Raw genomic sequence first — 26,207 nt, forward strand, 5'->3', positions numbered from 1 at the left:
CAGTAGCCCTCCCGACTGGTAGTTGATGCTTTTATAGCTTATGTTTTTTGTGTTATGTAGTTTTAGGGATCCACATAGAGTAAAACGCCAATTGATATTTTACCCCAAATTGGTAAGTTTGTGATAGCCTAATTGCTGTTACAATTAACACTGGCCCATACGTCAGTAGAATGCTCTTTTACATCTCATTCAATTCTTAGTCATACGATCAGTCTACCATATGAATGGCTTTGATGCAGTTTGTAACATGCGTTTTCGCAACTAACTTGATATACTTAATGAATATGGGCTATTAGTTTCTTCAAGGGAGGGGTGGCACTGAATGGATGCACGAACAGTTCGAACATTAATGGATATCCAAGCTATGCAAACATTGGGCTCCGTACAGTCTTTTTCAAGTGTGCAGGAGACAACCTCGACCTTGTTCAGTGATATGATGACTATTGCTTTAGATGATATAAATAACAAATCTTTTAATCCCAATTCAGTTATGAATCAATCATTTGGAATGCTTGACGGGCTTCGGTCGATGGAAAGTCTACTATATAAAGGGTCGAGTAACGTCTATCTTCCAAAAGGACTGGAATTCGTGTTACAGAAAAATGATTTCAGTTCTACCGATGATTCAAGTGGAAATACTAATTTCAGCGGGTTTATTAAACGAGCCGCGGAAACATATGGACTTCCTGTAAACCTAATTACATCCGTTATTAAACAGGAATCCGATTTCAACAACACTGCTGTAAGCGGCGCCGGGGCGATGGGTTTAATGCAACTTATGCCGGGCACCGCAAAATTTTTGGGTGTACAAGATAGCTTCGACCCAGAGCAAAATATTATGGGCGGTGCAAAATACTTAAGGCAAATGCTTGACCAATTCGGCAATATCGAACTGGCTTTGGCTGCCTATAACGCAGGACCAGGAAATGTGAAAAAATACGACGGAATTCCTCCTTTCAAAGAAACTCAAAATTACGTTTCCAAAGTATTAAACTACTATAAAACCTGACAATATTAATTCCTCGGAAGGCAATATATTTGTGAAAGATTTGTTTGGTTGTTAAAATATCCATACCAGTCAGAACAAAGGAGATTGACATACATGATTCGTAGACCTTTGATTCCTTATGAAGAAATCGGTGCTGAAAAATTATCTGAGTTAGTCGACCGTTTTTATGAAAAAGTGGCTGTCCATCCGGATTTATATCCGATTTTCCCTAATGACTTGACGGAAACAGCTCGTAAACAGAAGCAATTTCAAACACAATTTTTAGGCGGACCGAATTTATTCACGGAGGAACATGGACATCCGATGATGAGAGCGCGTCATATGCCTTTTCCTATAACTCCGACTCGAGCGAAAGCATGGCTCGCATGCATGTACGAAGCGATGGATGATGTAGGGCTTGAAGGTACTATCCGTGACGTGTATTATCAACGGCTCGTTATGACTGCCAATCATATGGTCAACAGAAGCGAGGAGGATGAGCTGTGAACCGTGATACCATTATGGAAAACAGTGTCACTTCGTCAGCAACCTTATCAAAACCCATTGAGATTTATGCATTCGTTGATCCTTTATGCAGCAAATGCTGGTCACTTCAGCCCTTGCTCCGTAAATTACAGATTGAATATGAACGTTATTTCACATTAAGAATAGTTCTTCGCTCATCATTGCCAAAGATGAATGTAACAAACTTGAGTAATCGATGTGATGATGTTAAATCTTGCGATAAAACCCATCCGTCCTTTCCAAGCATCGCAATGAAAGCGGCGGAATTTCAAGGAAAACGGGCCGGTTTCCGTTTCCTCTCAAAACTTTTTGAGTACACTTATTTGAAATCGAGAAACGTCTTATCGTTTTCAGTACTTGTTGAGATTGCCGAAAAATTAGGCTTGGACGTCGATGAATTCATCCTCGACTTCTCATCACATAATGTATTGCGATCCTTGCAGGTGGATTTGTATCTTGCGAATGAAATGGAAGTGGATGATGCACCATCCTTTGTGTTTTTCAATGAAAATATTGAAGACGAAGGACTCAAGGTAAATGGACTTCACTCTTATGAAATCTATGAACAGATTTTAGAAGAAATGGTCGGTTATCCAATCGATCCGGATACTCCCCCACTACTTGATGATCTTTTCAAACGTTTTGATTCACTCGCAACAAAAGAAGTTGCTGAGATTTATCACATCTCGGAGAAATTAGCTGAACGCGAATTAAAAAAGCAGCTTCTCCTGCAAAATTTAGAAAGACAGCCGTTCAATAATGTAACGCTTTGGCGAAAACGAAAATAGATAAAAAGCAGGCGTCCCAGTAAAATTGGGACGTCTGCTTTTTCGTATAACCGCTCGTTTATTGTCGTAACCGCTCGTTCATCCTCATATCCGCTCGTTTATTCCAACAACCGCTCGTTTATTCCCATATCCGCTCGTTTATTCTCATATCCGCTCGTTTATTCTCATAACCGCTCGTTTAATCTCATAACCGCTCGTTTATTCTCATATCCGCTCGTTTATTCTCATAACCGCTCGTTTAATCTCATAACCGCTCGTTTAATCTCATAACCGCTCGTTTATTCTCATAACCGCTCGTTTATTCTCATAACCGCTCGTTTATTCTCATAACCGCTCGTTTATTCTCATAACCGCTCGTTTATTCTCAGAACCACTCAATTAAAAAGAAAAGAGCATCCGCTCCTGGGGGAGAGGGATGCTCTTTTACAAAGGGAATGGGAGAAATGTTCACGTTCAAACAAAAGGGGTGTATGTTTGGTATGTGATTTATTTCACATCTATAATTTATCATGAAATAGTAGTTAATGCAACATTTCACAAGAAGTTTCACATCTCTGTCACAAATAAAACCATCTACAAATCCCTTACCTAAAGACTTAAAGACTATCATCTATTAATATTTTTGTAAACAAACAGAATGTAAGCGCTTTACTATTTGTTATAGAAGTATATTGATGATTCAAAGCATCAAAAAACTGACTTGGCTTTTAAAAACGCCAAGTCAGTATCTCTTTTATTGCTTGTTAAGCAATTCTTCCAACTCGTTCAATCTCTCTTCGAACACACGGCATGCCTCTTCGATTGGTGCTGTAGAAGTCATATCGACTCCTGCTTTTTTAAGAACTTCAATGGGATAGTCTGATGAACCGGCTTTCAAGAAGTTATTGATGTAACGGTCGACAGCTGGTTGGCCTTCAGTAAGAATCTGATGGCTTAATGCAACAGCTGCACTGAAACCAGTCGCGTATTGGTACACATAATAATTATAGTAGAAGTGTGGAATACGTGCCCATTCAAGAGCGATTTCCGGATCCACCTCAACAGCATCACCAAAGTACTTCTTGTTTAGTGCACCATATTCTTCTGTTAGTTTATCAGCAGTCAATGCAACACCTTGTTGGTCAAGCTGGTAAATTCTATGTTCGAATTCAGCGAACATTGTCTGACGGAATACTGTACCACGGAATCCTTCGAGCCAATGATTTAACAAGTAAATTCGTTTTTGCTCATCATCAATTGTTTTTAGAAGATGGTCGTTTAAGATTGCTTCATTAACTGTCGATGCAACTTCAGCTACGAAAATTGAATAGCCGCTGTAGTTGTATGGTTGCGTTTGACGTGAATAATAGCTGTGAACACTATGGCCGAATTCATGAGCCAATGTAAACAAGTTATTCACGTTATCCTGCCAGTTCATCAAGATATATGGATTCGTACCATATGATCCAGAGGAATAAGCTCCTGAACGCTTCCCTTTGTTTTCACGTACGTCAACCCAACGGTTTTCAAGTCCTTCTTTAACAATGGATTTATATTCTTCACCTAGTGGATGGAAACTTTCAAGCATAGTTCCTGTTGCTTCCTCATAAGGAACTTTCATTTCCACATCTTTTACCATCGGCGCGAACATGTCCCACATATGAAGTTCCTTTAGACCAAGTACCTTTTTGCGTAATGCAACGTAGCGATGATGCAATCCAAGGTTACTATTAATCGTGTTAACAAGGTTGTCATATACTTGTTCCGGAATATGGTTTGCCGATAATGCAGCATTACGAGCAGAATCATACTTACGGATTCGCGCATTGACATTATTCTTTTTAACATTTCCGCTCAATGTAGATGCAAAAGTATTTTTGAACTCGCCATATTTGCTGTACATTGCTTTGAATGCTTCTTCACGTACTTTCGGATCTTGGCTTTCAAGGAAACGGATATAACGTCCGTGTGAAAGTTCCGCTTCTTCACCGTTTTCGTCTTTCACCATTGGGAAAGTCAAATCGGCATTGTTCAGCATGCTGAACGTTTCTGCAGCGTTGCCTGTCACTTCGCCCAATTGTGCAAGGATTGACTCTTGTTCTGCAGCAAGGATGTGAGCACGGCGGGAGTTCATTTTTTCAAATTCATACTTGTACACTTTCAAGCTTTCATTATTCTCAGCAAGACTGTTCAATTCTTCCTCAGAAATCGTTAACAATTCCGGTGTGAAGAATGAAAGTGCTGTAGATACTTTGGAGTATAAAGATTTCGCACGACTATCCATCGCTTGATAGAAGCCATTCGTCGTGTCTTGATCAGCTTTCAAATGGGAGTACGTATATAATTTGCCCATTCTTTGGTAAACAGTATCACGGTAAGATAGAGCTTCGGATAGTGCTTCCGGACCGTTGTTCAATGTACCTTTATAGCTTTCCGCACTAGCTAAAAGCTCATCGATTGCTTTAAACTCCTCTTCCCACGCTTCATCCGTAGGGAAAATATCTTCCAAGCGCCAAGTTTCTTCCACTTTGACTTGGTCACGAGTTAACACTTTGTTTTTAACTTCCGTCGTCATTCAAATTCCTCCCCCAAACTTTCTTCGTAAATCGAATCATTATCATTCTCTCAATTTTGTGCTTCATTTGCAAGAAATCTTTCTGAAATTATATACAAAATTCCCTTTTCACTGAAATCTGTTTTATCCGAAGGGTTTTTTAATCCATTCCTAATAAGGAATTCGATATATTTTTTACAAGCCGACGTTTTTTCAGCAGAAGGATGATCAAAACCCCATACGAATTGTTGCAGATTATATGAAGTAACTTTATTGAAGCTCAAATTTTTTCGCTTCAAAAAATGGAGAAGTCTTAACTGCCATTCAAAATCGGCTTCACGGAATGCATCATTCCCTGAAATCGGCACACCAATCCAGGTTGGCAGGTTAACTGGCAAGATTCGCATTTCATAACAGCATCTTAAAAATGGATCGTTAATGCCTTTTCTATTTAGCATTACCCACCGTTCAAGGTCTTCACGGCGCTTTGAACTATATAGATTTACATATCGAATAAGATCCTCATTTGACGGTACTTTCGGGCGAATAAAAGGGAAAAATTGAAAGGTAATTGGAAGGTTGTGGTGCATGCCAATATATCTCTGGCCTGCAATATGCAACAAACTCGTAAAATAGTGAAATGTTTTCGTTTGGGGGTTAAAAGTAAGGAGGACATCTCCTTCAGGTGGGGTGCTGACGATAAACCATTCCTCGAACTTTGAAAACTGAAAAGTCCCTACGCCCTCGGGGATATTCGTAAACTTTTGAGGCGTATGCAATATCCAAATTGGGGTCATACCGACCTTTTGATACCCCTGGGTCCGCTTTTCCAACAGGGGGATCGGAATTGTACTGCACTGAAACTCGATTGGAACTTTTACGTCATTGGAAGCAATAAGCAGGTCAGGTCGCTGTGAAATTTCTTTTAACAACGGTTCCAATATCGCATCTTCCGAATGCGTTGAAAGCAACTGATGTAATAATAATTTACCAGTTAAATGTTGTGGCGATTCCCCCTCTGAAAAGGATGCACGGCAGGCGGTCGCCTTTCGATGAGCAAAATGGGGAATAACAATATCACCGACTTTTAAATGGACCGGACTTCTACATTGGGGACAGAAAAAACTACGAGTCTCTTTCCAACTTCTGAGCTCGTCCCTTTTTAGATCTGCTGTTAAAACGACCATCCGTCCATCCTCCGAACAGGCTGTTAAAATTCTCCTCACTCCTTTCAGAGTAATTGTAGGAATCTTCATTTACAATTGCAACTATTATGAGTTTATATATCTAACAATAAGAAAAAAAGCTGCTTCCCCTATATTTACCAATGGGGAGCAGCTGATTATTTTTATTCGCCAAAATATTTATCAACAGTCTTCAAAACATCTGATTCCATTATAACTTTTCCATACTCTTCCAAACGATGGATGGTTACTTGGGATAATGAACCGTATTCCGAAACGATACTACAATAATCCAATTTAGCATCGTCATCCATTTCAGATTCATCATAGATCACATGCATGTAGAATTTATTTTCGAATGAATAGAGAGATGATTGAACTGCATAAGCGGGAATTTTCTTAGCTAACGGAATGAGATTTTCGAAATCATCAAACACGAACATATCGGAAGTCCATACTACCGGCTCATCGTTTAATTCATTCATGAGCTGTTCAGGGTTTGTGAATAAACTGGGATCAGGGTCAAAGTGCTTATCAGACTCATCCACACCAAAATCAATTTCGTTATTTTCCATTTGTGCACGTGTCACTGTAACTTCGATTCCATTATTCATCGCATGGACTTGAATCCACAATGGACCTTCAACTTCAAATTCGGTCTCATCATTGATTTCATCCATCATCTCCCAGAAGAGCTCTTCACTTTTATCTCGATTATACCAGACTTCTTCACGAGTAAAGCCACGTTCTTCTATGTCTATATACGATAAATAAAACTTTACTGTATTATCATTGATACGTTCTATTTCCATCCCTTTTCTCTCCCTTCCTTACAAATAGGTATATGCCTATTTTTTTATTTTCGCGATTAACCTGCAATGCTTATACTTACTATATGAGCGTCTACGAAGTTTTGAAAGGGTTACCGCTCAAGACTTCTATTGATAATAGCATTGTAGGGAACATCAGCACATATTGCAATAGACAAAAGCGTAGGGCGCCTTCTTAGTCCCGACAGTTTGGGAAAAGAAGACGTGCTCGTAACGCTGCGCTATTACTCGCAAAAGCCGTTCTTCGTAACGGCTTTCGCTGGGAGACATGCCACAACAAAGGCGCTTTTTGCCTTTTTGGCATGTCTGAAGCGACTCGAGGGACTGGCGCCCGTAGCTGGATGAGACAAAAGCGTAGGGCGCCTTCTTAGAGGCGACAGGCATAAGGCGAAGCTGCGAAGTGGCGTTTTTTGCCACATAGCAGATTTGACTTATGACCCCGAGCCTCTGGCGCCCGTAGCTGGATGCTAAACCCTGAAGGGAAATTAAAAAGCCGATAGGATTTGGCGAATGCCCGTTATCTCCCTATCAGCTTTACTATGTCTTAAATTAGTTAACCATGCGCCGCGCTTCAAGCAGCTGATAGGCCCTTACTTTACGAGGTAGGAAACGTCTGATTTCATCTTCATTATACCCTACCTGAAGCCTTTTTTCATCAAGAATGATTGGTCTTCTTAAGAGGCCTGGATGTTCCTGTATTAATTCGTATAAGCGTTGAAGTGGAAGGCTTTCCACATCTACATTAAGTTTTTGGAAGATTTTTGATCGGGTTGAAATAATTTCATCTGTCCCGTCTTCTGTCATTCGGAGAATTTGTTTGATTTCACCAATATTCAATGGCTCCGAGAAAATATTACGTTCCGTATACGGTATTTCATGCTCTTCCAGCCACGCCTTAGCTTTTCTACATGATGTGCAACTAGGTGAGGTAAATAATGTAACTCCCATTCGCTGACACTTCCTTTCAGTCGGCTTGCTTGTTTTATTTAAATTAGAATGATTTTAAAGTAATTTGCTATCTTCTATTATACACATATTCATTCTCAATGAATACACTTTTTCAAAAAAAAGTAATACAGATTGTTTCTTTGTCACAGTTCCGCAATAATGTAAGGGTTACAGCTCCTTTGGATTTGTACTTTCACACTTCTATACTGTTATACCCGATAGCATAAAAGTTTAAACATCATTCACATAAAAAAATCCATTTCTCATTTAGGAATGCTTGATTGAAAAACAAATTCCTTTACTAATAGTACGAACTCACCCCAAAAAAGGTTTCAAAATCCAGGCATTTTTTCAAACAAAAACGTAGAGGTACCCTGTAATATTAAAGACAAGTAATTGTACATGATGACTTATCTCGTCGTGGCTTGTTTATAATGTTACACACATTATAAAAATGCACATTACTAAAAGTAAATTTTAGTAATGTGCATTTTTATTTTGGCTAACATTTCCTCATAGTTTTATTAAAAAGTTAAACATTTTACACTTACGAAGAAAAGTATTAGATTAGAACTAACGTTCCTTATTGGAGGGGTTAATAATTGTATTGGTATGAGTATTGTCCGAAACATGTTGAAAGTAAATATCAACTGTTAGTATTTAAAGATAACAAGCCCTTTCTACCTTTGACAGATTATTACCAAGATTGTTTAGGGAGAATTGATAAGAGTTCTGCAACATCTTATTTAAAGTGCTTATTACCCTTTTTTAAGTGGATAGAGGAAAAAAGTAACTATCAGGGAAATCGAGTGCAATGGAATGAATCGGAAGGAAAGATACGCGTAGCTGTTGAGGATTATTTACAGCATGAAATGAGCTGTAAAGTTCGAGATAAAGATTCATTTCGTTTTGTGAATTTAACAAATAAAAGCCCTACTACCATTAGTCGTTTTTTATCGGCACTAAAGTCATTTTATAAGTCTATGGTTCGCTTAAACTACTATCCACATCATAACCCTTTAATTGATGGGCAAGCTATTCTACATAGCTATAAAGAAGAAGTAAGAGGTGTTCGAGAAGATAAACCTAGAATGCCCTCAGTTGCAGGAACAGAAGATCCTGTCACTCACCGAAGATTAACAGATTCCTATTTTAAAATCATCAATGAAGAATGGCAACCTCAAATTATTGATGATATGAATTTACCTTATCAAGTTTATCAAGCAGGGAAAAAGGTAAATTGGTCGCAACGTGAAATGATTATAGCTCGTATGTTATTCGAAACAGGAGCAAGGGCATCGGAAATTATTGAACTCACCATTGGAGATTATCGTTAGCGTAGAAGTCACCAAGAGGTTAGTACGTTTAACAAAGGGAGTCATGGTAGGAAGATCAAGTTCTTACGCTTTAGTAAAGATACTGTCAAGCGATTGTTTCACTATATAGACACCGAGAGAAAATCCTATGATGAAAATCATTTAGGATTTGAACAATTGCCTGACGATGCACCAATCTTTTTATCTGCAAATGGAAAAGCATTTACTTATCATGCTTGGTATTATCATTGGAATCGAGCAATGAAAGTTAATGAATTAAGTTTAAACCCGCATAAAGCAAGACATTGGTTTGTTACTTCTCGCCTAAGAGAAATTTATAATATATCCAAAAGTGAAGCTGAAATTCAACAGCGTAAAAATGAATTAATTAAATATATGAAATGGAAAAATCCCGATACCATGAATATATATGAACATCATTTTGACGAAGCAAAACATCGAGAAGCCCATGAAAACATGCTGGTACAAATGGCACAAAGAGAGGAAGATTACACTAAGCAGTATAAATCTTCTGGAAAATCAAAGTTGGCAGTCATTGAAACAACCAAGATTGAACTAGTCGATGAAGATTTACAAGAGTTATTAGAAGGGTTGGAATGAATTTGCCTGACGCAACACAACAAAGACCAGCAACGGTATGGTATGATAAATGGCTTGGAAAAATGGATACAAAGCTAATGTGCCTGAAAAATGGTCGAAGTGAGTTTTTAATCGACAAAGTAGATGAACGGATTCTTAAATACATTAATAATAATTGCTTAAATTTTGATTGGAAGAATCACCTTTTATTGATTATATTAATCGAAACAGCTCAAAATAAAGATGCCGGAACTATTAAAGTAATCATCGGGACCTTAAGCACACGTCTTAAAGATATTTTCAATCATTTTAACATTACTAGATTTTTAGACTTCGATCCGAATGTTCATTTATATGGATATTTAAAAGGTGAGATTTTTCCTAACGATTCCAACAACAAAAGAAGAAGATTATTGGGAAATTATAGTGGAGCCGAGTGCACTACAAAAAAATGGGTTCATAACAACTTATCTTTTGAAGAACAAGATTATTATAAACAGTTCCTACTGCAACCTATTCCGTTTGATTCATGCGATTTTTCATTTCAAAGGTTAGCAATAGAACAAGCTCAAACTATTCGTAAAGATGAAACAGATGCTATTGTTCCAATGCTTCCAACGATACGTGCAGAAGCAAATTTACGATGGAATCAGATGAAAAGACTACGTGATGCCTTTCATCAACAAATACAGGAGGTAGAAACTAAATCGTTATCACTACCAATTGAATTTTTTTATGATGAACCCGAACGCATCGGAGAAAGATTTCATTTTCGTTTATGGGATAAACCATCCTTTGTATTGCATCACCAAACACAATTTTCAGAAGCTATAATAAAACAAGCAACACAGAAGAAAGTAACTTATTCTGACGAGAAAAATGCTTATTTCCTTGAGTTTATTCGTACGGAATCAATAGAGGACAATTCAGAAGGAGAAGGTCTTTGGTTTAATGAATTGATTGGATTTAATGTTCTCGGAAATTGGAATAAAAATAGACCAATTGAAGAACATGAGCGTATTTTAAAGTTTTTATCTTTATGGGGCTACGAACAAAAATATGAGCAAAAGCCCAAACCATTTTTTTCTCAACATAAAGGTATTTTAACACCGACAACTTTTGTTACTTTGCACAAAGACAAAGCACAAGGTTTATTAATTGATGTTGAGCCATTTTACGCTGCTTGTACATTTGGTTTATTAGCTATCGACATTCTAACAACCACTGGTGCAAGAATTAATGAATTACTTCAAATTAATAATACGAAAGAATGTATCCTTATAAAAAAAGTTAAAGAGAAGTTGCATTTCTCATTTAAAGCTATCCCTAAAGGACGAGATTCTTTAGAAGAGTTTTATATAAGCAAGCAGACTATGGAGCATCTTCAAACCGTAGCAAGGCTGTTAAAAGAGCATTATGCTGTCAAGAAAATTCCGAGTAATTTATATAGATATGAGAGAAAGCATCTTTTCACTAAGCCTTTGCCCTATTATTTTCAATACGAAGGTAAGGCAATGAAAGTGGATTCTATATACAGTTCCATTCGATTCCTCCTTCATGGATTGATTTTGGAAACACAAAGCGGTAAGCCTGTAACAATCAAGACGCATCTTTTACGTCATGCTTTTGCAACAGAAGCAGTCCAGCGACAAAACGTGAATGTTGATATTGTCGCCAAGCTGTTACATCAAAGGGATTTGAATGTAACGGCTTATTACTCCGCACCAACCCCATCACAAATATCTGAATCAATAAGTGAATTACATGATGTCATTTCAAGCTATGTCGATATTGATGATGCGTATTTAAGAAGCCCCAAAGAGTTGCAACAGCAATTTGATGGACACGCTGAAAAAGTTGGGGTATACAACAAAGTATTAGGTGGTACTTGCGTGACCGATTTCGTGTGTCCAACTAAAATGCAATGTCTAGGTTGTAAAGCAAAAGTACCTGAACCAGACCAAGAGGATGAACTTTTAGAAGTTATTCAATTATCAAAGGATATGGAGAAACGCTTCAAGCAAATGGGGTTAGAGGTTGAAGTTCGTAAAGCAAAAGAAATGGCGAAGCAAGCTAAGATCGAACTAAAAGAGATTGACTTGATAAAACAATATAGAGAGGAACGTCATTATGAACCAACCACCAAGCTCAATCCATTCAGATAAGCGGAAATGGCTTGATAAAGTGCATCAGCAACGTAAAGACCGTTCACTTACTATTGGTATTCAAACGATTGATTTTCTCGTAGAACAAGGGATTCCCGTAACCTATCACAACATTAGTGAGCATTCAAAAGCATTTGATGAAAAAGGAAAAGGCATCCATCAAAATACGATTAAACGCAATGAGGAACTACATTCTTATTATCAAAAGCATAGCAGAACGTATAAAGTAAAAAATACGCGTAAAAAACCTGTAATGCCCTCTACATTTGACGAAGCATCTTTAAGAAGGAATTCGTCTGAACGTGATGTAAACATCGCCAAAAAGAGGTATATGCAGCTTTCGAAAGAGGACTTGGTGAATAGATTAATAGCGGTTGAAAAATACGTTGCAGAAAACCAAGAGCGATGGGTAACTAATCAATTTAAGCAGTTCAAATAGATAATTAATAAGATACAAAAAATAGCCTTGTTAAACTACTTTTAACAAGGCTATTTTAGAAACTAGATGACAACATTTTGTTGTTTTAAAATCATAGATACCCGTGAGTTCACTTTCTGCTCATATCAATAAAATTATAGGCACAAACCATTGCTTTTGCAATATTCTTTGGCAAAAGAACGATTATGTGCGCTACTGAAACCTGAATTATTTCGCTGAGAGATTTATTATTTTCTTAATTAATCTTATTTGACCTCGGTGATTTAATTCATCCTCAAATACATGGAACCATTTGAAATAGTTATTCGTAGGTTTTCCTCCCCAAAATGGAGTTTGTTCGAACAACCATGAATCCTGCAATGTTCGGAATTCCTCAATTGTCTTTTTTCTTGTTTGTTCCAATTGCTCCAAGTAGAATTCAATCGAATTCCCTTTAATTTGTTCTTGTGCTGCCTTTCCGAGATCCATTGCCGGATTCAGCATTTGTATATCCTCTTCCGTAAATTCACGTTTCTCAAATGTATCGATTTGATATGCTTTTTCAAGTGACGCCATATGAGCGATCAGCATGCCGATGGAATTTGCTTTTTCGTTAATTAAAAAATCTAATTGCTCGACTGATAAATTCATTATTTCCGCTAATGTTGTCTCTCTTGTATAATTCATCATAGATATTAGCTTGCTGAATTCCAAACTTAAACCCTCTTTTTTATCGATTAAAAATAACCTTTGATTTCCCATTTTATCTTCCTTCTATGAATGTTGCGGTTTTGGTATTTCCCGCAATTATTCTAATTATTTTTTATAACTAATGATTTAACCATTGAACATTTTGAAGAGAAGCTTACTAACTTTACTCGCCTTGATTAATTTTTCGAGTAAAACTTTTTTTGCTTTTTCAATTGCTTCATATTCTCATATTTCAGTTGACCTCTTAACTTTTTTTCATAAAGAGAGTATCTTGATAGTTGTTCTGTAGATAATTCTCCATCCTCAACAGCACGAATAACAGCACATCCTGATTCATGATTGTGAGTACAATCGTTAAACTTGCAATACTTAGCGAGATCTTGAATTTCTGCGAATAGAATGTTCCCATCAACCTCATTAGTTGTACTAATCGTTTTAAACCCAGGACTGTCAATTAAAAGTGAATCAGTTTCTTCTAAATACAACATCTTAGTTACCGTTGTTGTATGCTTACCTTTCCCATCAGTTCTGACTGAATTTGTATCTTCACTGCGATTATTTGTAAGATAGTTTATTAATGTAGATTTTCCTACTCCTGATGCCCCGATAAACATCGCTGTTTTCCCGCTATATAAAGTATCTTTAACCAGTTGTATCGATTCTCCTTGATGCATACTGACTGATGTTATTTTTACTTTTGGGTAATTTGAATGAATCGTCTCAATGATTTCTTTTGTCTCTTCAATGTAATCTGCTTTTGATATTAAAATATTCAATTCTAGTTTCTCTTGATTAAATGTCATCAGATAACGTTCTAATTTTGATAAAGTAAATCGTTGGTCAGCAGCTATTAAAATATAGAGTTGATCAACGTTTGTCGCAAGAATCTGTTCATATGATTTTACATGGTAGCTCTTAGCAGCATGACTGGAAGCTTTAGAAATAACATTTTTTCGTTGTAGTAGCTCTTCCAAATAATAATCATCATCTTGCCAATTAAACATAACAAAGTCACCGACATAAAAATCCTTATCTGTAAGTTTATGTGCAACTTTGACTCGAGGTATTATTTTATCGATTGTAGCAATTGTATATAAATGATTATTTTTTTGAATGACACGAGCAATGTCGCTATGTGAATTTATAGGGTTTTCATTTACATACTTCTTAATTCCAAAGTTTTTTTGTTCAAACATAGAACTTCCCTCTCTATAACTTAATTTTTTGATCTTGCCTTCTTTAAAGTCCAACAATTGATAATGAATAAAGTGTTTTGATAAAAATTATTCCACCATAATTAATCCATTTGGTCACCTCCATTTTTGAAGTAACCAAGGGAATCAAATATTTGTTAGCATAGCTGTATAAAATAACAAAAAGCCACAGGGTTATATAAAATAACCCTGTGGCTTAAGTGTTAATTCAAAATAGAAATGCTTCTAACAAGTCGCACATCATGATGTGATGGTAAACCATTTTTCAATATAAATCCGAATGAGTGAGACGCAAAAATTCAATTCCCAAGGTTAACTTCATTAAGTTTATGAATTGCATAATCTCACTCCCTTTCCATACATTAAGAAAATAATACCACATTAACAATCAGAATTCAACAACTTTTTAATCATCTTACTAGATTGTCCTTTAGTTCAAATACAATTCCGCAATATGGCCCGTTTCTTGAAGAGCTATCTATATCATAGTACCACATTTACCCATTTAGTAGGCATCAAAAAAGTGCTACATACTAGATGTTTCTACTACATGTTATGGCCCGATACGACATAAAAGAGATCGTCAATGACAATCTCCTGTTGTTCAATTAATATAGCTCATATAATGTTGCACATTCTATGAAGGATGCTGATGTATCAAGAGGAACATGTTATCTCTTGACTTTTAATAAAAACTTACCCCCTACGTTTTTGTTTACGGCGTATAATCTACGCCTTCTGTATATGAATTACCGGCATTCCATAGTAGGAATTCGTTAATACCGTTCTCATTCAAGGCTTTAATCTGTGCCTCGACCTCATTTTTACCATAACGAAGATAATTCCCTGCACCTAACCAAGGTGCACTGAAATCTTGAAGCCAAGGACGAGAAATAGGTGGATTCTCAAGTTCCCCTAATTTAGCATTTTCAACCTTCGCATATTCAGTCACAAGGCGATATGGTTCAAGGTCGGGTTTCGAAATTCCGAAATAGGAGGTCCAGTGGCTTGGGTAAATCATAGACGAAATGACATCCACATTCTCGGAAATCTTAGAAAAGTTTTGTCCGATACCTGGTGCTTCCGGCAATGTTGCAGAGTAGCCGAAAATATCTACCGATACATCAACGTCGTACGGCTTTAACTTTTCACGTGCATAGGCAACAAAATCCGTAACTGCCTCAACCCTTCGTTGCACAGTGTCAAGCTCCGAATCCTCGTAGTCTTCCATCGTATATCCAAGTATATCAGCTCTATTTTCAAAGCCTTCCGGGAAACGAACATAGTCAAACTGGATCTCTTGGAACCCCATCTTCGCAGCTTCTATCGCAATTTCAACGTTATGATCCCAGACTTCTTTCATAAACGGATTGACAAATGATTCTTTCCTTCCGTTCTTCCATACCTGATCCCCATCCATGAAGGATAGATCCGGTCGTTGTTCTGCGAGGACACTATCTTTGAACACAACAATTCTTGCAATTGGGTAGACCCCCTCCGCTTCAAGCGTCTTGAGCATATTTTGAGGGTCCTTAATATACGGTTTTCCAATTCCGAGATCAAACAACGGGGAAACTTCCTGAGGCTTATATGTCAAATTCCCGAAATCGTCTTTGATGTCAATAACCATTGCATTCAAATCCGTTGAACCAATCAGATTCAACAATCTTTCGAATCGGGCTCCCCCGGCAGAATGTCCAGTGACGTAAATTCCTCTAACCGCATCCGGGTATTCAAAGACTAACCCGGAATCAAAACGGTATAATTTTGAGCTCGCTACAATCGCTTCATCCATTTCTTCAAATCCATATGTACGTTCCGCAAAGTCAATATCTTTTATAGTTTCATCGGCATAGACAATCGTTGGAATCGCAACTGCAGCCGCAAGCATTAGCGAACTCAAAAACTTCATTTTCTTCATAGGGCACATCCTCTCTTTCATTTATTCTACCAAAGCAAAAATCTATTGAATAGAGCAAGTCTCCTATTCCCGTAATTAATTGTCGAAAAACCTCAGTTCCTCTGTTTTTTTGTCTATTCAAGTTTTCCCTATTGCATTCTGTACAAAGTCGTACTATACTTTTGACACTAATACTTTTAAAAAGCAAAGACGGAAAGAGTACTCTTGTATCGACTTATCAGAGAGCCTGTGGCTGGTGTAAACAGGCAAGACGTACAAGAAGAATTGGATTCCTGAGCTTGATTGGCGAATGAGGGTTTGCTTTGTCTCCCAGTAGTCAATCACGTCTCCCGCGTTATGGGATTTGAGTGGCCTTTTACGGGCTAATTCGGGTGGTACCACGGTTGATCAACATCAGTCGTCCCTTTTTAGGGATGACTGGTGTTTTTTTGTTTTATATTATTATTTATTTTCATTAGGTATTGGTATTTATTTGACTGGAGCGAAAGGCGGCGACTCCTGGGGGATTAGCGGGACAGGTGAGACCCCGCAGTGTCGCGTAGCGACCGAGGAGGCTCACCGCCCGCCCCCCGGAAAGCGTCCGTCTGTAGCGGAAGTCTATTTTAAGGAGGAGTAAGAATGAAAACTATTTTTTCAGGTGTGCAGCCGACAGGTACAGTAACATTAGGGAACTATATCGGGGCTATTAAACAATTTACAGAACTTCAAAACGACTTCGACTGCAGGTTCTGTATCGTAGACCAACATGCCATCACTGTACAACAAGATCCAGACGAACTATCAAAAACAATCCGCTCGCTTGCAGCCATCTACATAGCCAGTGGAATTGACCCGGAAAAATCCACACTATTCATCCAATCAGAAGTACCCGCACATGCCCAAGCTGGATGGATGATGCAATGTATTTCGTATATTGGTGAACTCGAACGAATGACTCAATTCAAAGATAAGTCTGAAGGAAAAGAAGGTGTATCCGCAGCATTACTAACATATCCCCCATTAATGGCGGCGGATATCCTTATCTATAATACGCATGTCGTCCCTGTCGGTGAAGACCAAAAGCAACACGTTGAATTAACACGCGACCTGGCAGAACGTTTCAACAAAAGGTACGGTAATGTCCTAACGATACCAGAAATCCGCATACCTAAAGTCGGTGCTCGCATTAAATCACTTCAAGACCCTTTGAAGAAAATGAGCAAATCCGACCCAAATAAAAAGGGAACAGTTGCGATTTTGGATACACCGAAAGAAATTGAGAAGAAAGTTAAAAGTGCGGTAACGGATTCTGACGGAATTGTTAAATTCGACGAAACAAATAAACCTGGTGTCTCGAATCTACTAACAATCGAATCCGCATTAAGCGGCATTTTAATTCCTGATCTTGAAGTAAAATATGAAGGTCTCGGATACGGCGCTTTTAAGGCAGGAGTTGCGGAAGCAATTATCGGACATCTGACACCTATTCAAGAACGCTATGCGGATCTTTTAAATTCCTCCGAGCTGGATGTACATTTAGACAGAGGTGCTGAAAAAGCGAATAAAATCGCAACCGCCACACTTAAGAAGATGGAGTCCGCGATGGGAATTGGAAGAAGACGGTAAGCAGAAGTAAAACGGACGCTATTACAAATAGGGTGAAATCAAAGGTCCGGATAATGAATAAAAATATCTGCGTCCAACTATAGCCAAGTGAAATATAATTAAAATAAAAAATCATATGTGATACGGAAACTACTATAAGTCCGTAGCTGAGAAGGAAGAGGAATATACGTGTCATGAACATCGCCCTTTTGCTTTTTCTTATCATATGAAAATAAGCTCCCCATTTAGAAGATGACCTCTAAATAGGGAGCTTTTCTTATTTATATTTTCTTAAACACAAGTGAAGCGTTATGTCCGCCGAAGCCTAATGAGTTGCTCATCGCATAATTGATGTCCGCTTTACGGGCAGTATTCGGAACATAGTCAAGATCACATTCAGGGTCTGTGCTCACATAATTCATTGTTGGAGGCAGGATCCCTTCTTGTAATGCTTTCACTGTGAAGATTGCTTCCAATCCACCAGCCGCGCCTAACAAGTGACCTGTCATCGATTTAGTTGAGCTTATCGCAAGCTTATAAGCATGCTCACCGAATACAGTTTTCGCTGCCATCGTTTCGAATAGATCGTTATATGGCGTGCTTGTACCGTGTGCATTAATATAGTCGATTTTATCCGGGCTGATTTCTGCTTCGTCGAGTGCCTGTACCATCGCACGCGCGCCGCCTTCGCCTTCCGGTGCAGGAGCTGTAATATGGTGCGCGTCTCCAGTTGAGCCGTACCCAACGATTTCCGCGTAGATTTTCGCTCCGCGTTTCACCGCATGTTCATATTCTTCCAAGATTAGGATTCCTGCTCCTTCGCCAATGACGAAGCCATCCCGTTCTTTATCGAACGGACGAGATGCGGATGCAGGGTCCGGGTTCAATGACAATGCAGTGTTTGAACAGAAGCCAGCAACAGCCATAGTTGTAATTGGTGCTTCTGCGCCTCCTGTGATCATTACATCTGCGTCGCCGCGTTTAATGACTTCAAATGCGTCTCCAATAGAGTTCGTACCTGATGCACATGCTGTAACTGTACATGAGTTAATGCCCTTCGCTCCGAAGTGGATGGATACTTGACCAGAAGCCATGTCCGGGATCATCATCGGTACGAAGAATGGACTTACTCGGCGATATCCTTTTTCAAGGAATGTTTTGAATTGCTGTTCATGGGTTTCCATGCCACCGATTCCAGATCCAATCCAGACTCCTGTACGTAGAGCGGTCTCTTCGTCTAATTCGAGGTTTGCATCTTTCATTGCCATGATGGACGCTGCCATTGCATAATGTGTAAATCTGTCCATTTTCCGGGCGTCTTTTCTAGGGATATATTCTTCAATATCAAAATCTTTTACTTCCGCTGCAACCTTAACAGGGAATTGATCACTGTCTAATCTTGTTAGCAGGCCGATTCCCGACTTTCCATTCAATACCGCTTCCCACGATTCTTCCGCGGAATTTCCTACTGGAGAAACAGCACCTATTCCAGTAACAACGACACGACGTTTTTCCATTCCTGAAAACTCCCTTTCATCATTACAAGTAATTTAAATCGGATTTACGCTACAGGCGGACGCTTTCCGCGGGCGTCGCTTCAGCCTCCTCACTTCGCTACGCTTCGTTGCGGGGTCTTCTGCTGACGCTTTTCCCGCAGGAGTCGCCGCCTTTCGCTACAATCCTATAGTTTGCAATCAATAACAATATTCTTTATCAAGTATATAGTAATCCGTGATTATTTTCCCCATTTAATACATAAAGCGCCCCATGTGAGGCCTCCGCCGAAACCTACCAATACAACGATGTCGTCATCTTTGACTCTGCCTTCCTGTAAATCATCAACTAATGAAATCGGAATAGAGGCAGCTGAGGTGTTTCCGTATTTATGGACGGATTTGGACATCTTTTCTACTGGCAATCCAAGACGTTCACGTGAAGATTCCATGATTCGGATATTTGCTTGGTGAGGTACCAAATAATCCACGTCTTCAGTAGTCAAACCTGCTTTTTCCGTAACATTGACAGCAGATTCGCCCATTTGCCTTACCGCAAACTTGAATACTTCACGTCCATTCATCCGAATGTATCTGTCTTGGTATAAATGCTTGCCACCTGTACCGTCTGCTCCTAATTCGAACGAAAGAATTCCTCGACCTTCGCTCACTTTACTGACGATTGCAGCTCCTGCACCGTCTCCGAAAAGTACTGCAGTGTTACGATCTTCCCAATCTGTTACCTTCGATAATTTCTCAACACCGACGACTAAGACATGCTTATACGTATCAGCTTCAACAAAATGCTTCGCCATAACAACTCCGTACATGAAACCTGCACATGCAGCGGAAACATCCATGGCTGCTGCATTTTTTGCACCTAACCGCTCTTGAAGCATCGTAGCGACAGAAGGGAAAGGACGATCAGGAGTTACTGTAGCAACAATGATCATACCAATCTCTTCCGCATTGATACCTGCATTTTTTATAGCATCCAATGCAGCTTCATATGCCATGTCGGATGTATCTGTATTTTCGTCCGCAATGCGTCTTTCTTCAATGCCGGTGCGTGTGCGGATCCATTCATCAGAAGTATCTATACGAGCTTCAAGATCCTTATTTGTCACTACTTTTGATGGGACAAACTTTCCTATACCAATCAACCCTGCATTCATAGCACATACCCCGTTCCTTATCATCTATTATTAGTACCTGGTATTAATTATAAGATAACTGAGCTCACTTTTCAATATCTGGACACGATTTCGCCAAAGAATGTGAAATCTAAAAATTATTTTGTTTGATGATTGTGCCTGCTATGGTATGATGAATGGTGAAATAGTTTATTGAGGTGATTTCGATGAAATATATTATGACTTTTTTCTGGTCCTTTCTTTTAGTGTCGATGTTGAACTATGTTGCTGGTTCAATCGCTGGAATCGCATCGTTTGACTTCATGACCGGTATTATCGCATCAGTGGTCCTATCAGTTATTATTCTTCTTATGACAACAGCTATTCCTGAAGGGGAAGTAGCGGATCATTGATTCAACAAAAAAGCCACGCCATCGATTCAAATCGGTGACGCGGCTTTTTTAATTCTATAAATTCACTTCTTCTCAACCAATAGTTTCCCATCATCCATTGATAACACTAATCTCTCCCCATCTTTCAGCTCACCTTTAATGATCTCCTTGGCGACTACTGTTTCAACATGGCGTTGGATAAACCGTTTCAACGGTCTTGCCCCGAAGTCCGCGTCTGTCCCTTCCTTTACAATCCAATCAAGGACATCATCGTTATATTCCAAGCCAACTTCCTGCTCATCCAACCGTTTGACGAGATTCTCTAACATTTTTTTCGCTATCAAACGGAATGAGTCCCCTGATAAAGAATGGAAGATGATAATATCGTCCATCCGATTCAACAGCTCAGGTTTAAAGTGGCGGCGCAATTCAGCCATAACTAAGTCTTCCGCCGCATGATCTTCCGAATCGAATTTTCCCCCCAACAAGAAGGCTGAACCAATATTAGATGTCATGATTACAACTGTATTCGTAAAATTAACGAGTCTTCCCTGGCTATCGGTAATACGGCCATCATCCAGGACTTGAAGCAAAATATTCGATACATCAGGATGCGCCTTCTCGATTTCATCAAGCAGTACGACTGAATACGGGTTCCGGCGCACCGCTTCCGTCAACTGGCCTCCCTCTTCATAGCCTATATAACCAGGAGGTGCACCGACGAGTCGGGATACACTGTGTTTCTCCATATACTCAGACATGTCGATTCGGATAAAATGATCTTCTGAATCGAAAATGCACGCAGCGAGAGTCTTCGCCAGTTCTGTCTTTCCGACTCCAGTCGGTCCAAGAAATAGAAATGATCCTATTGGTTTATCCGGATCCTTAATGCCTGCCCTCGCACGCCAAACAGCTTCTGTGACAAGCTGAACAGCATTATCTTGTCCGATAACCCGTTTTTCCAACGTTTCACCAAGACGTAGCAATTTCTCCCTTTCACCTTCAACAAGTTTCGTAACCGGAATTCCTGTCCAGCGGGCAACGATCATCGCGATTTCATCTTCCGTCACTTCTTCGCGAAGCAAACGATTTTCAGAACTGTTGGCTAACGGTCCTTCCATTGCCTGCAGTTCTTTTTCCAATTCAGGAATCTTGCCGTACTGCAACTCTGCAGCTTTATTCAAATCGAAGCGGTTCTGCGCATCTTCCAACTCTCGGCGATATCTGTCCAGCTCCTCGCGTTTCGATTGGATTTCGCGCAGTGTTTCCTTTTCTTTATTCCATTGCTGACGCATATCGGATGACGAATCCTTTAATTCCTGTAACTCCGTACGTAATGCTTCCAAGCGGGTTTGGCTGATTGCATCCTTCTCTTTCCGCAATGCCTGTTCCTCAATTTCAAGCTGCATAATCCGACGTGTGACCGAATCGAGCTCCTGAGGCATCGAGTCAATTTCCGTCCGAATCATGGCGCTCGCCTCATCAATGAGGTCGATTGCCTTGTCCGGCATGAAACGTTCTGTTAAATAACGATCCGACAATGTAGCTGCAGCGACTATTGCACGGTCATGGATACGAACACCATGGTGTAGCTCAAATCTTTCTTTCAAACCGCGTAAAATCGAAATTGTATCTTCCACCGACGGTTCACGCACGAGCACCTGTTGGAAACGGCGTTCGAGTGCGGGATCCTTTTCTATATACATTCGGTACTCGTCAAGTGTCGTCGCTCCGATGCAATACAACTCACCGCGTGCAAGCATCGGTTTCAACATATTCCCCGCATCCATCGCACCTTCAGTTTTCCCGGCGCCTACAATCGTATGGATTTCGTCGATGAAAAGAATAATTTCCCCATCACTATCCTTCACCTGCTTCAAGACACCCTTTAAACGCTCTTCGAACTCGCCACGGTATTTGGCACCTGCGATGAGGGAGCTCATATCCAATTCAAAAATTTGCCGATCTTTCAATCCCTCAGGCACATCGCCTTTGACGATTCGTTGAGCAAGGCCTTCGACAATTGCCGTCTTCCCTACTCCGGGCTCCCCAATAAGGACAGGATTGTTTTTTGTTTTCCTAGATAAAATTCGGATGACATTTCGGATTTCTTCGTCACGTCCAATAACGGGATCCATCTTTCCGTTCTTCACATCTTCAACAAGATTTCGACCAAATTGCTCAAGTGGTGTACGTTGATCTTCTTGCATGCCGCCCATTCTCATATACATTCACCTCATTAGTTTGACTTTGACTATCTTTGATTAATTAAATTATAAGCTGATTTTTCATATAAGTAAAGTGTATTGCACTTCCTCATTTCTATCCGTACCTTTCTCAAAACACATGAAACAAGCGCTATTCCCATAAAAAAAAGACTGCATGACAAATAGTCAAACAGCCTTGATTTTCTTCTATTATCGTACGCCTAACGCCATTTTTGCGTAGCGGGACATATTATCACGGGACCATGGTGGATTCCAGACGATGTTAACGTCAACGTCCTTCACTTCTGGCAGTTCCATAAGTTCCTGCTTGATATTCGAAACTATCTGAGGTCCCATTGGACAACCCATTGATGTCAATGTCATTGTGACCTTTGCAGTACCTTCATCCACCATTTCAGCATCGTAGACGAGTCCTAAATTGACAATATCAATACCTAACTCTGGATCGATTACGTTTTCGAGAGCGCCCATTAGGCTGCCCTTCATATCATCATTCATTGTAAATTCCCCTTTCCGTATTTGTTCTTCTTTCATCATATCAAAGATGGACCTATTCATTCAAATAACTCGCGAACCAATCCGTAGCGCGCAACATGCCCGTTCTTGAAACGGCATGTCCTGCTGTTGGGTCGGAGATGAATTCAAAACGCTCAGGCGTCTCTTTATAATCTTTTTTTGCTGCATTGAAGAAGTTAAATGTGGGTTCGAATGGAACCGTTGTATCTTGTTCACCATGCCAAAAGAATACCGGTCGCTTATTAAGTTTCTGCCTATGTTTCGTCATATCAAATATAGCCAATGTTTCAAGCAGGGATTTTCTTTCCTCATCAGATATCGGTAATTTAAAACCTCTATTTTCAAATTGGGCAATTTGAGCTTTTGCTAGTTCTACGTATCCAGGCGCCCCCATCATGACTGTAGCCGCGTCAATCCAAGGATAGGCAGTCATGCATCCGAGTGTCGTAATGCCACCCATCGAGGTCCCACCCATTCCAATTTTATGAACACCTTTTTCAATCAATTCCCTATGGAGAATACCCATTTCTTCAATTGATGTGAGAACGATTTCCCAGAACCGCAAGCTTAGCTGAACTTCATCCAGACCTTCATCACGAACGCCATGAAGATGGGCTTCCGGTAATATGACACGTAACCCCTTCTTCGCGATATTGTATGCATAATGAAGGTTGTGCTCCTTGGCACTCGTGAACCCATGTAGGAAAATGACTGCTGGAATGTTGCTATCTTCCAATGTTTCGTCCACAATATGCAGTAATGGTATATTGCTCCAGTTCTCTTCTTTGACAAGCATTCAAACACCTTCTGTACTTTTCCTTAAATCGTATCAAAGTTTTCGTAGAAAAACAAAAGGTACGGTTACGTGATGGAATTTTTTGACTCACCACCTCTATGAACGATAAACTGAAAATAGGGTATAAGACAAGATAGATAACGAATTCTTTTAAAAAAGGGGGGCGGAACGATGGAACCGCATTTAATCGTCCTTGACCTTGACGGGACATTGCTAACAGATGAAAAAATCATATCGAAAAAAACAGCAAATACATTGAAACAAGCAGAGGAACAAGGCCACCAAATAATGATTGCAACGGGTCGTCCATATCGCGCAAGTGCAATGTACTACCGCGAACTTGGATTAAAGACGCCAATAGTCAATTTCAACGGTGCATTCGTTCACCATCCAACCGACCGCTCTTGGAAAACAATCCATGAAACGATTTCACTTCCTGTCGTAAAAGATGTAGTCGATGCGATGCAGGATTTCCGACTTCATAATATTGTGGCCGAAGTGATGGATGATGTGTACTTGCAGTATCATGACACAAAACTTTTGGATATATTCAATTTTGGAAATCCAGTCATCAAGGAAGGCGATATCAGAACAATGTTAGAGGTCGATCCTACAAGTTTGCTTATCCAGGCTGAATCTGATTCTGTCGACCCGATACGAAGACATCTCGCCGAAGTGCATGCCGAAGTGATAGACCATAGGAACTGGGGAGCACCGTGGGATGTCATTGAAATCGTCCGTCATGGGTTGAATAAAGCAGTCGGTATCTCACATGTTTCCAAGTGGCTCGGTATTCCTCGCGAGCGAATTATCGCTTTCGGAGATGAAGACAATGATTTGGAAATGATTGATTACGCTGGAGTCGGGGTTGCAATGGGCAATGGTATTGACCGACTAAAATCTATTGCGGATGAAGTGACGCTTTCAAATAACGAAGACGGTATCGCAGAAGTATTGAAAGAACGACTGTTTTTACAGAATAAAATATAAAAAGAATGTGAGGGGTCCCTAATGAGAATTTTTGCGGATAGCGGTTCAGATTTACCAAAATCATTTTTTGATGAAAATGATGTAACATTGATCCCATTAAGTGTTTTGATCGATGACAAGGAATATGATGATGTCATTGAAATCGACTCGAAAGAGGTTTTCGATGCAATCCGTAATGGTAAGCATCCGAAAACATCACAAGCATCTCCAGAGTCACTACTTTCCTTTTGGAAGGAGCTTGCGGAATCTGACGAAGAAGGCTTATATATCGCTTTTTCCTCGGAACTTTCGGGTACGTACAACACTGCCGTCATGATGAGAGACCAAGTAAAGGAAGGAAATCCGAACTTTAATTTAGTCATTATTGACTCTCGTTGCGCTTCACTTGGACACGGCTTATTAGTGAAGGAGGCAGTCCGTTTACGTGATTCGGGTGATGATGTCCGGACAATCGAGCGGAAAATCCGTAGTATGGCTGCCCATATGGAGCATCTTTTCACTGTTGAAGATCTTGATTATTTGGCAAAAGGCGGTCGAGTTTCCAAGGCGAGTGCATTCATCGGAGGTTTATTGAACATCAAACCTTTACTGCATGTCGAAAATGGTAAGCTTGTACCAATCGAGAAACACCGTGGCCGTAAAAAAGTGTTCCGCCGAATTTTAGATTTAATGGAAGAGCGCGGAAGCGAATTGTCTGAACAAACAATTGCAATTAGTCACGGGGATGATGAGGCTACAGCAAATGAAGTGAAGACGATGATCGAAGAGAAGTTCAAACCGAAAAATGTGGAAGTCCATATGATTGGTTCCGTTATAGGATCACATGCCGGCCCTGGAACAATCGCAATTTTCTTTTTGAATAAATTGGTTCTAAATCAAATGTTGGGGTGATGTGATTTGCACACCACCCTTTAACTTAAATTATGCTATGAGA

The 26,207-nt window shown here is 39.6% G+C and carries 23 protein-coding genes and 1 other annotated feature; of the genes, 11 read left to right on the plus strand and 12 right to left on the minus strand.

Annotated features, from left to right (window positions below; all coding sequences use genetic code 11):
- Positions 1–322: 322 nt before the first annotated feature.
- The 3 genes from ACFPZG_RS07670 to ACFPZG_RS07680 all read left to right on the plus strand — a co-directional run bounded on the left by ACFPZG_RS07670 (position 323) and on the right by ACFPZG_RS07680 (position 2,301).
- Positions 323–1,009: a lytic transglycosylase domain-containing protein gene (locus ACFPZG_RS07670; RefSeq protein ID WP_317940639.1), complete on the plus strand. Its 687-nt coding sequence runs from the start codon at positions 323–325 to the stop codon at positions 1,007–1,009.
- A 93-nt stretch (positions 1,010–1,102) separates the two neighbouring features.
- The gene (locus ACFPZG_RS07675) at positions 1,103–1,495 is read left to right on the plus strand and encodes a globin domain-containing protein (RefSeq protein WP_317940638.1); all 393 of its coding nucleotides are present in this window, start codon (positions 1,103–1,105) and stop codon (positions 1,493–1,495) included.
- A complete protein-coding gene (locus ACFPZG_RS07680; protein ID WP_283732596.1) occupies positions 1,492–2,301 on the plus strand; it encodes a DsbA family protein in 810 nt (269 codons plus the stop codon). Before ACFPZG_RS07675 ends, ACFPZG_RS07680 begins: the two co-directional genes overlap by 4 nt.
- Before the next feature lie 733 nt (positions 2,302–3,034).
- On the opposite strand, the gene pepF is transcribed toward ACFPZG_RS07680, so the two are convergent.
- From pepF to spxA, 4 genes are all read right to left on the minus strand, one after another.
- Complete coding sequence (gene pepF / locus ACFPZG_RS07685) at positions 3,035–4,855, minus strand: oligoendopeptidase F (RefSeq protein ID WP_283732597.1); 1,821 nt, start codon at positions 4,853–4,855, stop codon at positions 3,035–3,037.
- A 50-nt stretch (positions 4,856–4,905) separates the two neighbouring features.
- Entirely contained in the window at positions 4,906–6,021 is a 1,116-nt protein-coding gene (locus ACFPZG_RS07690; RefSeq protein ID WP_455431218.1) for a competence protein CoiA, read from the minus strand.
- 161 nt (positions 6,022–6,182) lie between these two features.
- Positions 6,183–6,830, minus strand: coding sequence for an adaptor protein MecA (gene mecA / locus ACFPZG_RS07695; protein ID WP_283732600.1), 648 nt, complete (start codon positions 6,828–6,830; stop codon positions 6,183–6,185).
- A 567-nt stretch (positions 6,831–7,397) separates the two neighbouring features.
- A complete protein-coding gene (gene spxA, locus ACFPZG_RS07700; protein WP_283732601.1) occupies positions 7,398–7,796 on the minus strand; it encodes a transcriptional regulator SpxA in 399 nt (132 codons plus the stop codon).
- Between the two features lie 602 nt (positions 7,797–8,398).
- Here spxA and ACFPZG_RS07705 point away from each other — a divergent pair.
- From ACFPZG_RS07705 to ACFPZG_RS07720, 4 genes are all read left to right on the plus strand, one after another.
- Positions 8,399–9,133 carry a hypothetical protein gene (locus ACFPZG_RS07705; RefSeq protein ID WP_317940636.1) on the plus strand — a complete coding sequence of 245 codons (735 nt, stop codon included), beginning with the start codon at positions 8,399–8,401 and terminating at the stop codon, positions 9,131–9,133.
- Positions 9,134–9,289: 156 nt separating this feature from the next.
- The gene (locus ACFPZG_RS07710) at positions 9,290–9,733 is read left to right on the plus strand and encodes a hypothetical protein (RefSeq protein ID WP_317940635.1); all 444 of its coding nucleotides are present in this window, start codon (positions 9,290–9,292) and stop codon (positions 9,731–9,733) included.
- Complete coding sequence (locus ACFPZG_RS07715; RefSeq protein ID WP_283732602.1) at positions 9,730–11,877, plus strand: site-specific integrase; 2,148 nt, start codon at positions 9,730–9,732, stop codon at positions 11,875–11,877. The genes ACFPZG_RS07710 and ACFPZG_RS07715 overlap by 4 nt, the downstream gene beginning before the upstream one ends.
- Positions 11,843–12,316 carry a hypothetical protein gene (locus ACFPZG_RS07720; protein WP_283732603.1) on the plus strand — a complete coding sequence of 158 codons (474 nt, stop codon included), beginning with the start codon at positions 11,843–11,845 and terminating at the stop codon, positions 12,314–12,316. Before ACFPZG_RS07715 ends, ACFPZG_RS07720 begins: the two co-directional genes overlap by 35 nt.
- Before the next feature lie 207 nt (positions 12,317–12,523).
- On the opposite strand, the gene ACFPZG_RS07725 is transcribed toward ACFPZG_RS07720, so the two are convergent.
- The 3 genes from ACFPZG_RS07725 to ACFPZG_RS07735 all read right to left on the minus strand — a co-directional run bounded on the left by ACFPZG_RS07725 (position 12,524) and on the right by ACFPZG_RS07735 (position 16,141).
- The gene (locus ACFPZG_RS07725) at positions 12,524–13,057 is read right to left on the minus strand and encodes a DinB family protein (RefSeq protein ID WP_283732604.1); all 534 of its coding nucleotides are present in this window, start codon (positions 13,055–13,057) and stop codon (positions 12,524–12,526) included.
- Between the two features lie 125 nt (positions 13,058–13,182).
- Complete coding sequence (gene rsgA, locus ACFPZG_RS07730; protein WP_381426499.1) at positions 13,183–14,256, minus strand: ribosome small subunit-dependent GTPase A; 1,074 nt, start codon at positions 14,254–14,256, stop codon at positions 13,183–13,185.
- A 679-nt stretch (positions 14,257–14,935) separates the two neighbouring features.
- Positions 14,936–16,141 carry a putative glycoside hydrolase gene (locus ACFPZG_RS07735; protein ID WP_283732606.1) on the minus strand — a complete coding sequence of 402 codons (1,206 nt, stop codon included), beginning with the start codon at positions 16,139–16,141 and terminating at the stop codon, positions 14,936–14,938.
- Positions 16,142–16,318: 177 nt separating this feature from the next.
- Positions 16,319–16,549, plus strand: a binding site (T-box leader).
- 210 nt (positions 16,550–16,759) lie between these two features.
- Between ACFPZG_RS07735 and trpS the strand changes: the two genes are divergently transcribed.
- Positions 16,760–17,746, plus strand: coding sequence for a tryptophan--tRNA ligase (trpS, locus tag ACFPZG_RS07740; protein WP_283732607.1), 987 nt, complete (start codon positions 16,760–16,762; stop codon positions 17,744–17,746).
- A gap of 260 nt (positions 17,747–18,006) precedes the next feature.
- Here the strand turns inward: trpS and fabF are convergent, their stop codons facing one another.
- Together fabF and ACFPZG_RS07750 are read right to left on the minus strand one after the other, a co-directional pair.
- Positions 18,007–19,242, minus strand: coding sequence for a beta-ketoacyl-ACP synthase II (gene fabF / locus ACFPZG_RS07745; protein WP_283732608.1), 1,236 nt, complete (start codon positions 19,240–19,242; stop codon positions 18,007–18,009).
- Between the two features lie 218 nt (positions 19,243–19,460).
- Entirely contained in the window at positions 19,461–20,393 is a 933-nt protein-coding gene (locus ACFPZG_RS07750) for a beta-ketoacyl-ACP synthase III (protein ID WP_283732609.1), read from the minus strand.
- A gap of 185 nt (positions 20,394–20,578) precedes the next feature.
- Here ACFPZG_RS07750 and ACFPZG_RS07755 point away from each other — a divergent pair, with 185 nt between their 5' ends.
- Positions 20,579–20,764 carry a YjzD family protein gene (locus ACFPZG_RS07755; RefSeq protein ID WP_283732610.1) on the plus strand — a complete coding sequence of 62 codons (186 nt, stop codon included), beginning with the start codon at positions 20,579–20,581 and terminating at the stop codon, positions 20,762–20,764.
- Between the two features lie 62 nt (positions 20,765–20,826).
- Here the strand turns inward: ACFPZG_RS07755 and ACFPZG_RS07760 are convergent, their stop codons facing one another.
- From ACFPZG_RS07760 to ACFPZG_RS07770, 3 genes are all read right to left on the minus strand, one after another.
- Entirely contained in the window at positions 20,827–22,974 is a 2,148-nt protein-coding gene (locus ACFPZG_RS07760) for an ATP-dependent Clp protease ATP-binding subunit (RefSeq protein WP_317940634.1), read from the minus strand.
- 186 nt (positions 22,975–23,160) lie between these two features.
- Positions 23,161–23,469 (minus strand): metal-sulfur cluster assembly factor, encoded by a 309-nt coding sequence (locus ACFPZG_RS07765; protein ID WP_283734681.1) that lies wholly within the window; start codon positions 23,467–23,469, stop codon positions 23,161–23,163.
- Between the two features lie 52 nt (positions 23,470–23,521).
- Positions 23,522–24,283, minus strand: a complete 762-nt coding sequence (locus ACFPZG_RS07770; protein ID WP_317940633.1) for a prolyl oligopeptidase family serine peptidase — start codon at positions 24,281–24,283, stop codon at positions 23,522–23,524.
- 171 nt (positions 24,284–24,454) lie between these two features.
- Between ACFPZG_RS07770 and ACFPZG_RS07775 the strand changes: the two genes are divergently transcribed.
- Positions 24,455–25,273, plus strand: coding sequence for a Cof-type HAD-IIB family hydrolase (locus ACFPZG_RS07775; RefSeq protein ID WP_317940632.1), 819 nt, complete (start codon positions 24,455–24,457; stop codon positions 25,271–25,273).
- 21 nt (positions 25,274–25,294) lie between these two features.
- Positions 25,295–26,164, plus strand: a complete 870-nt coding sequence (locus tag ACFPZG_RS07780) for a DegV family protein (RefSeq protein WP_381426511.1) — start codon at positions 25,295–25,297, stop codon at positions 26,162–26,164.
- The last annotated feature ends 43 nt before the right edge of the window (positions 26,165–26,207 follow it).

This window comes from Sporosarcina thermotolerans, from assembly GCF_042658975.1.
Lineage (GTDB): Bacteria > Bacillota > Bacilli > Bacillales_A > Planococcaceae > Sporosarcina > Sporosarcina thermotolerans.

Coding starts and splice junctions, on each gene's coding strand:
- ACFPZG_RS07670 (WP_317940639.1), top strand. CDS start 323: ATGGATGCACGAACAGTTCGAACATTAATGGATATCCAAGCTATGCAA.
- ACFPZG_RS07675 (WP_317940638.1), top strand. CDS start 1,103: ATGATTCGTAGACCTTTGATTCCTTATGAAGAAATCGGTGCTGAAAAA.
- pepF (WP_283732597.1), bottom strand. CDS start 4,855: ATGACGACGGAAGTTAAAAACAAAGTGTTAACTCGTGACCAAGTCAAA.
- ACFPZG_RS07690 (WP_455431218.1), bottom strand. CDS start 6,021: ATGGTCGTTTTAACAGCAGATCTAAAAAGGGACGAGCTCAGAAGTTGG.
- mecA (WP_283732600.1), bottom strand. CDS start 6,830: ATGGAAATAGAACGTATCAATGATAATACAGTAAAGTTTTATTTATCG.
- spxA (WP_283732601.1), bottom strand. CDS start 7,796: ATGGGAGTTACATTATTTACCTCACCTAGTTGCACATCATGTAGAAAA.
- ACFPZG_RS07715 (WP_283732602.1), top strand. CDS start 9,730: ATGAATTTGCCTGACGCAACACAACAAAGACCAGCAACGGTATGGTAT.
- ACFPZG_RS07720 (WP_283732603.1), top strand. CDS start 11,843: ATGAACCAACCACCAAGCTCAATCCATTCAGATAAGCGGAAATGGCTT.
- ACFPZG_RS07725 (WP_283732604.1), bottom strand. CDS start 13,057: ATGGGAAATCAAAGGTTATTTTTAATCGATAAAAAAGAGGGTTTAAGT.
- ACFPZG_RS07735 (WP_283732606.1), bottom strand. CDS start 16,141: ATGAAGAAAATGAAGTTTTTGAGTTCGCTAATGCTTGCGGCTGCAGTT.
- trpS (WP_283732607.1), top strand. CDS start 16,760: ATGAAAACTATTTTTTCAGGTGTGCAGCCGACAGGTACAGTAACATTA.
- fabF (WP_283732608.1), bottom strand. CDS start 19,242: ATGGAAAAACGTCGTGTCGTTGTTACTGGAATAGGTGCTGTTTCTCCA.
- ACFPZG_RS07750 (WP_283732609.1), bottom strand. CDS start 20,393: ATGAATGCAGGGTTGATTGGTATAGGAAAGTTTGTCCCATCAAAAGTA.
- ACFPZG_RS07755 (WP_283732610.1), top strand. CDS start 20,579: ATGAAATATATTATGACTTTTTTCTGGTCCTTTCTTTTAGTGTCGATG.
- ACFPZG_RS07760 (WP_317940634.1), bottom strand. CDS start 22,974: ATGTATATGAGAATGGGCGGCATGCAAGAAGATCAACGTACACCACTT.
- ACFPZG_RS07765 (WP_283734681.1), bottom strand. CDS start 23,469: ATGAATGATGATATGAAGGGCAGCCTAATGGGCGCTCTCGAAAACGTA.
- ACFPZG_RS07770 (WP_317940633.1), bottom strand. CDS start 24,283: ATGCTTGTCAAAGAAGAGAACTGGAGCAATATACCATTACTGCATATT.
- ACFPZG_RS07775 (WP_317940632.1), top strand. CDS start 24,455: ATGGAACCGCATTTAATCGTCCTTGACCTTGACGGGACATTGCTAACA.
- ACFPZG_RS07780 (WP_381426511.1), top strand. CDS start 25,295: ATGAGAATTTTTGCGGATAGCGGTTCAGATTTACCAAAATCATTTTTT.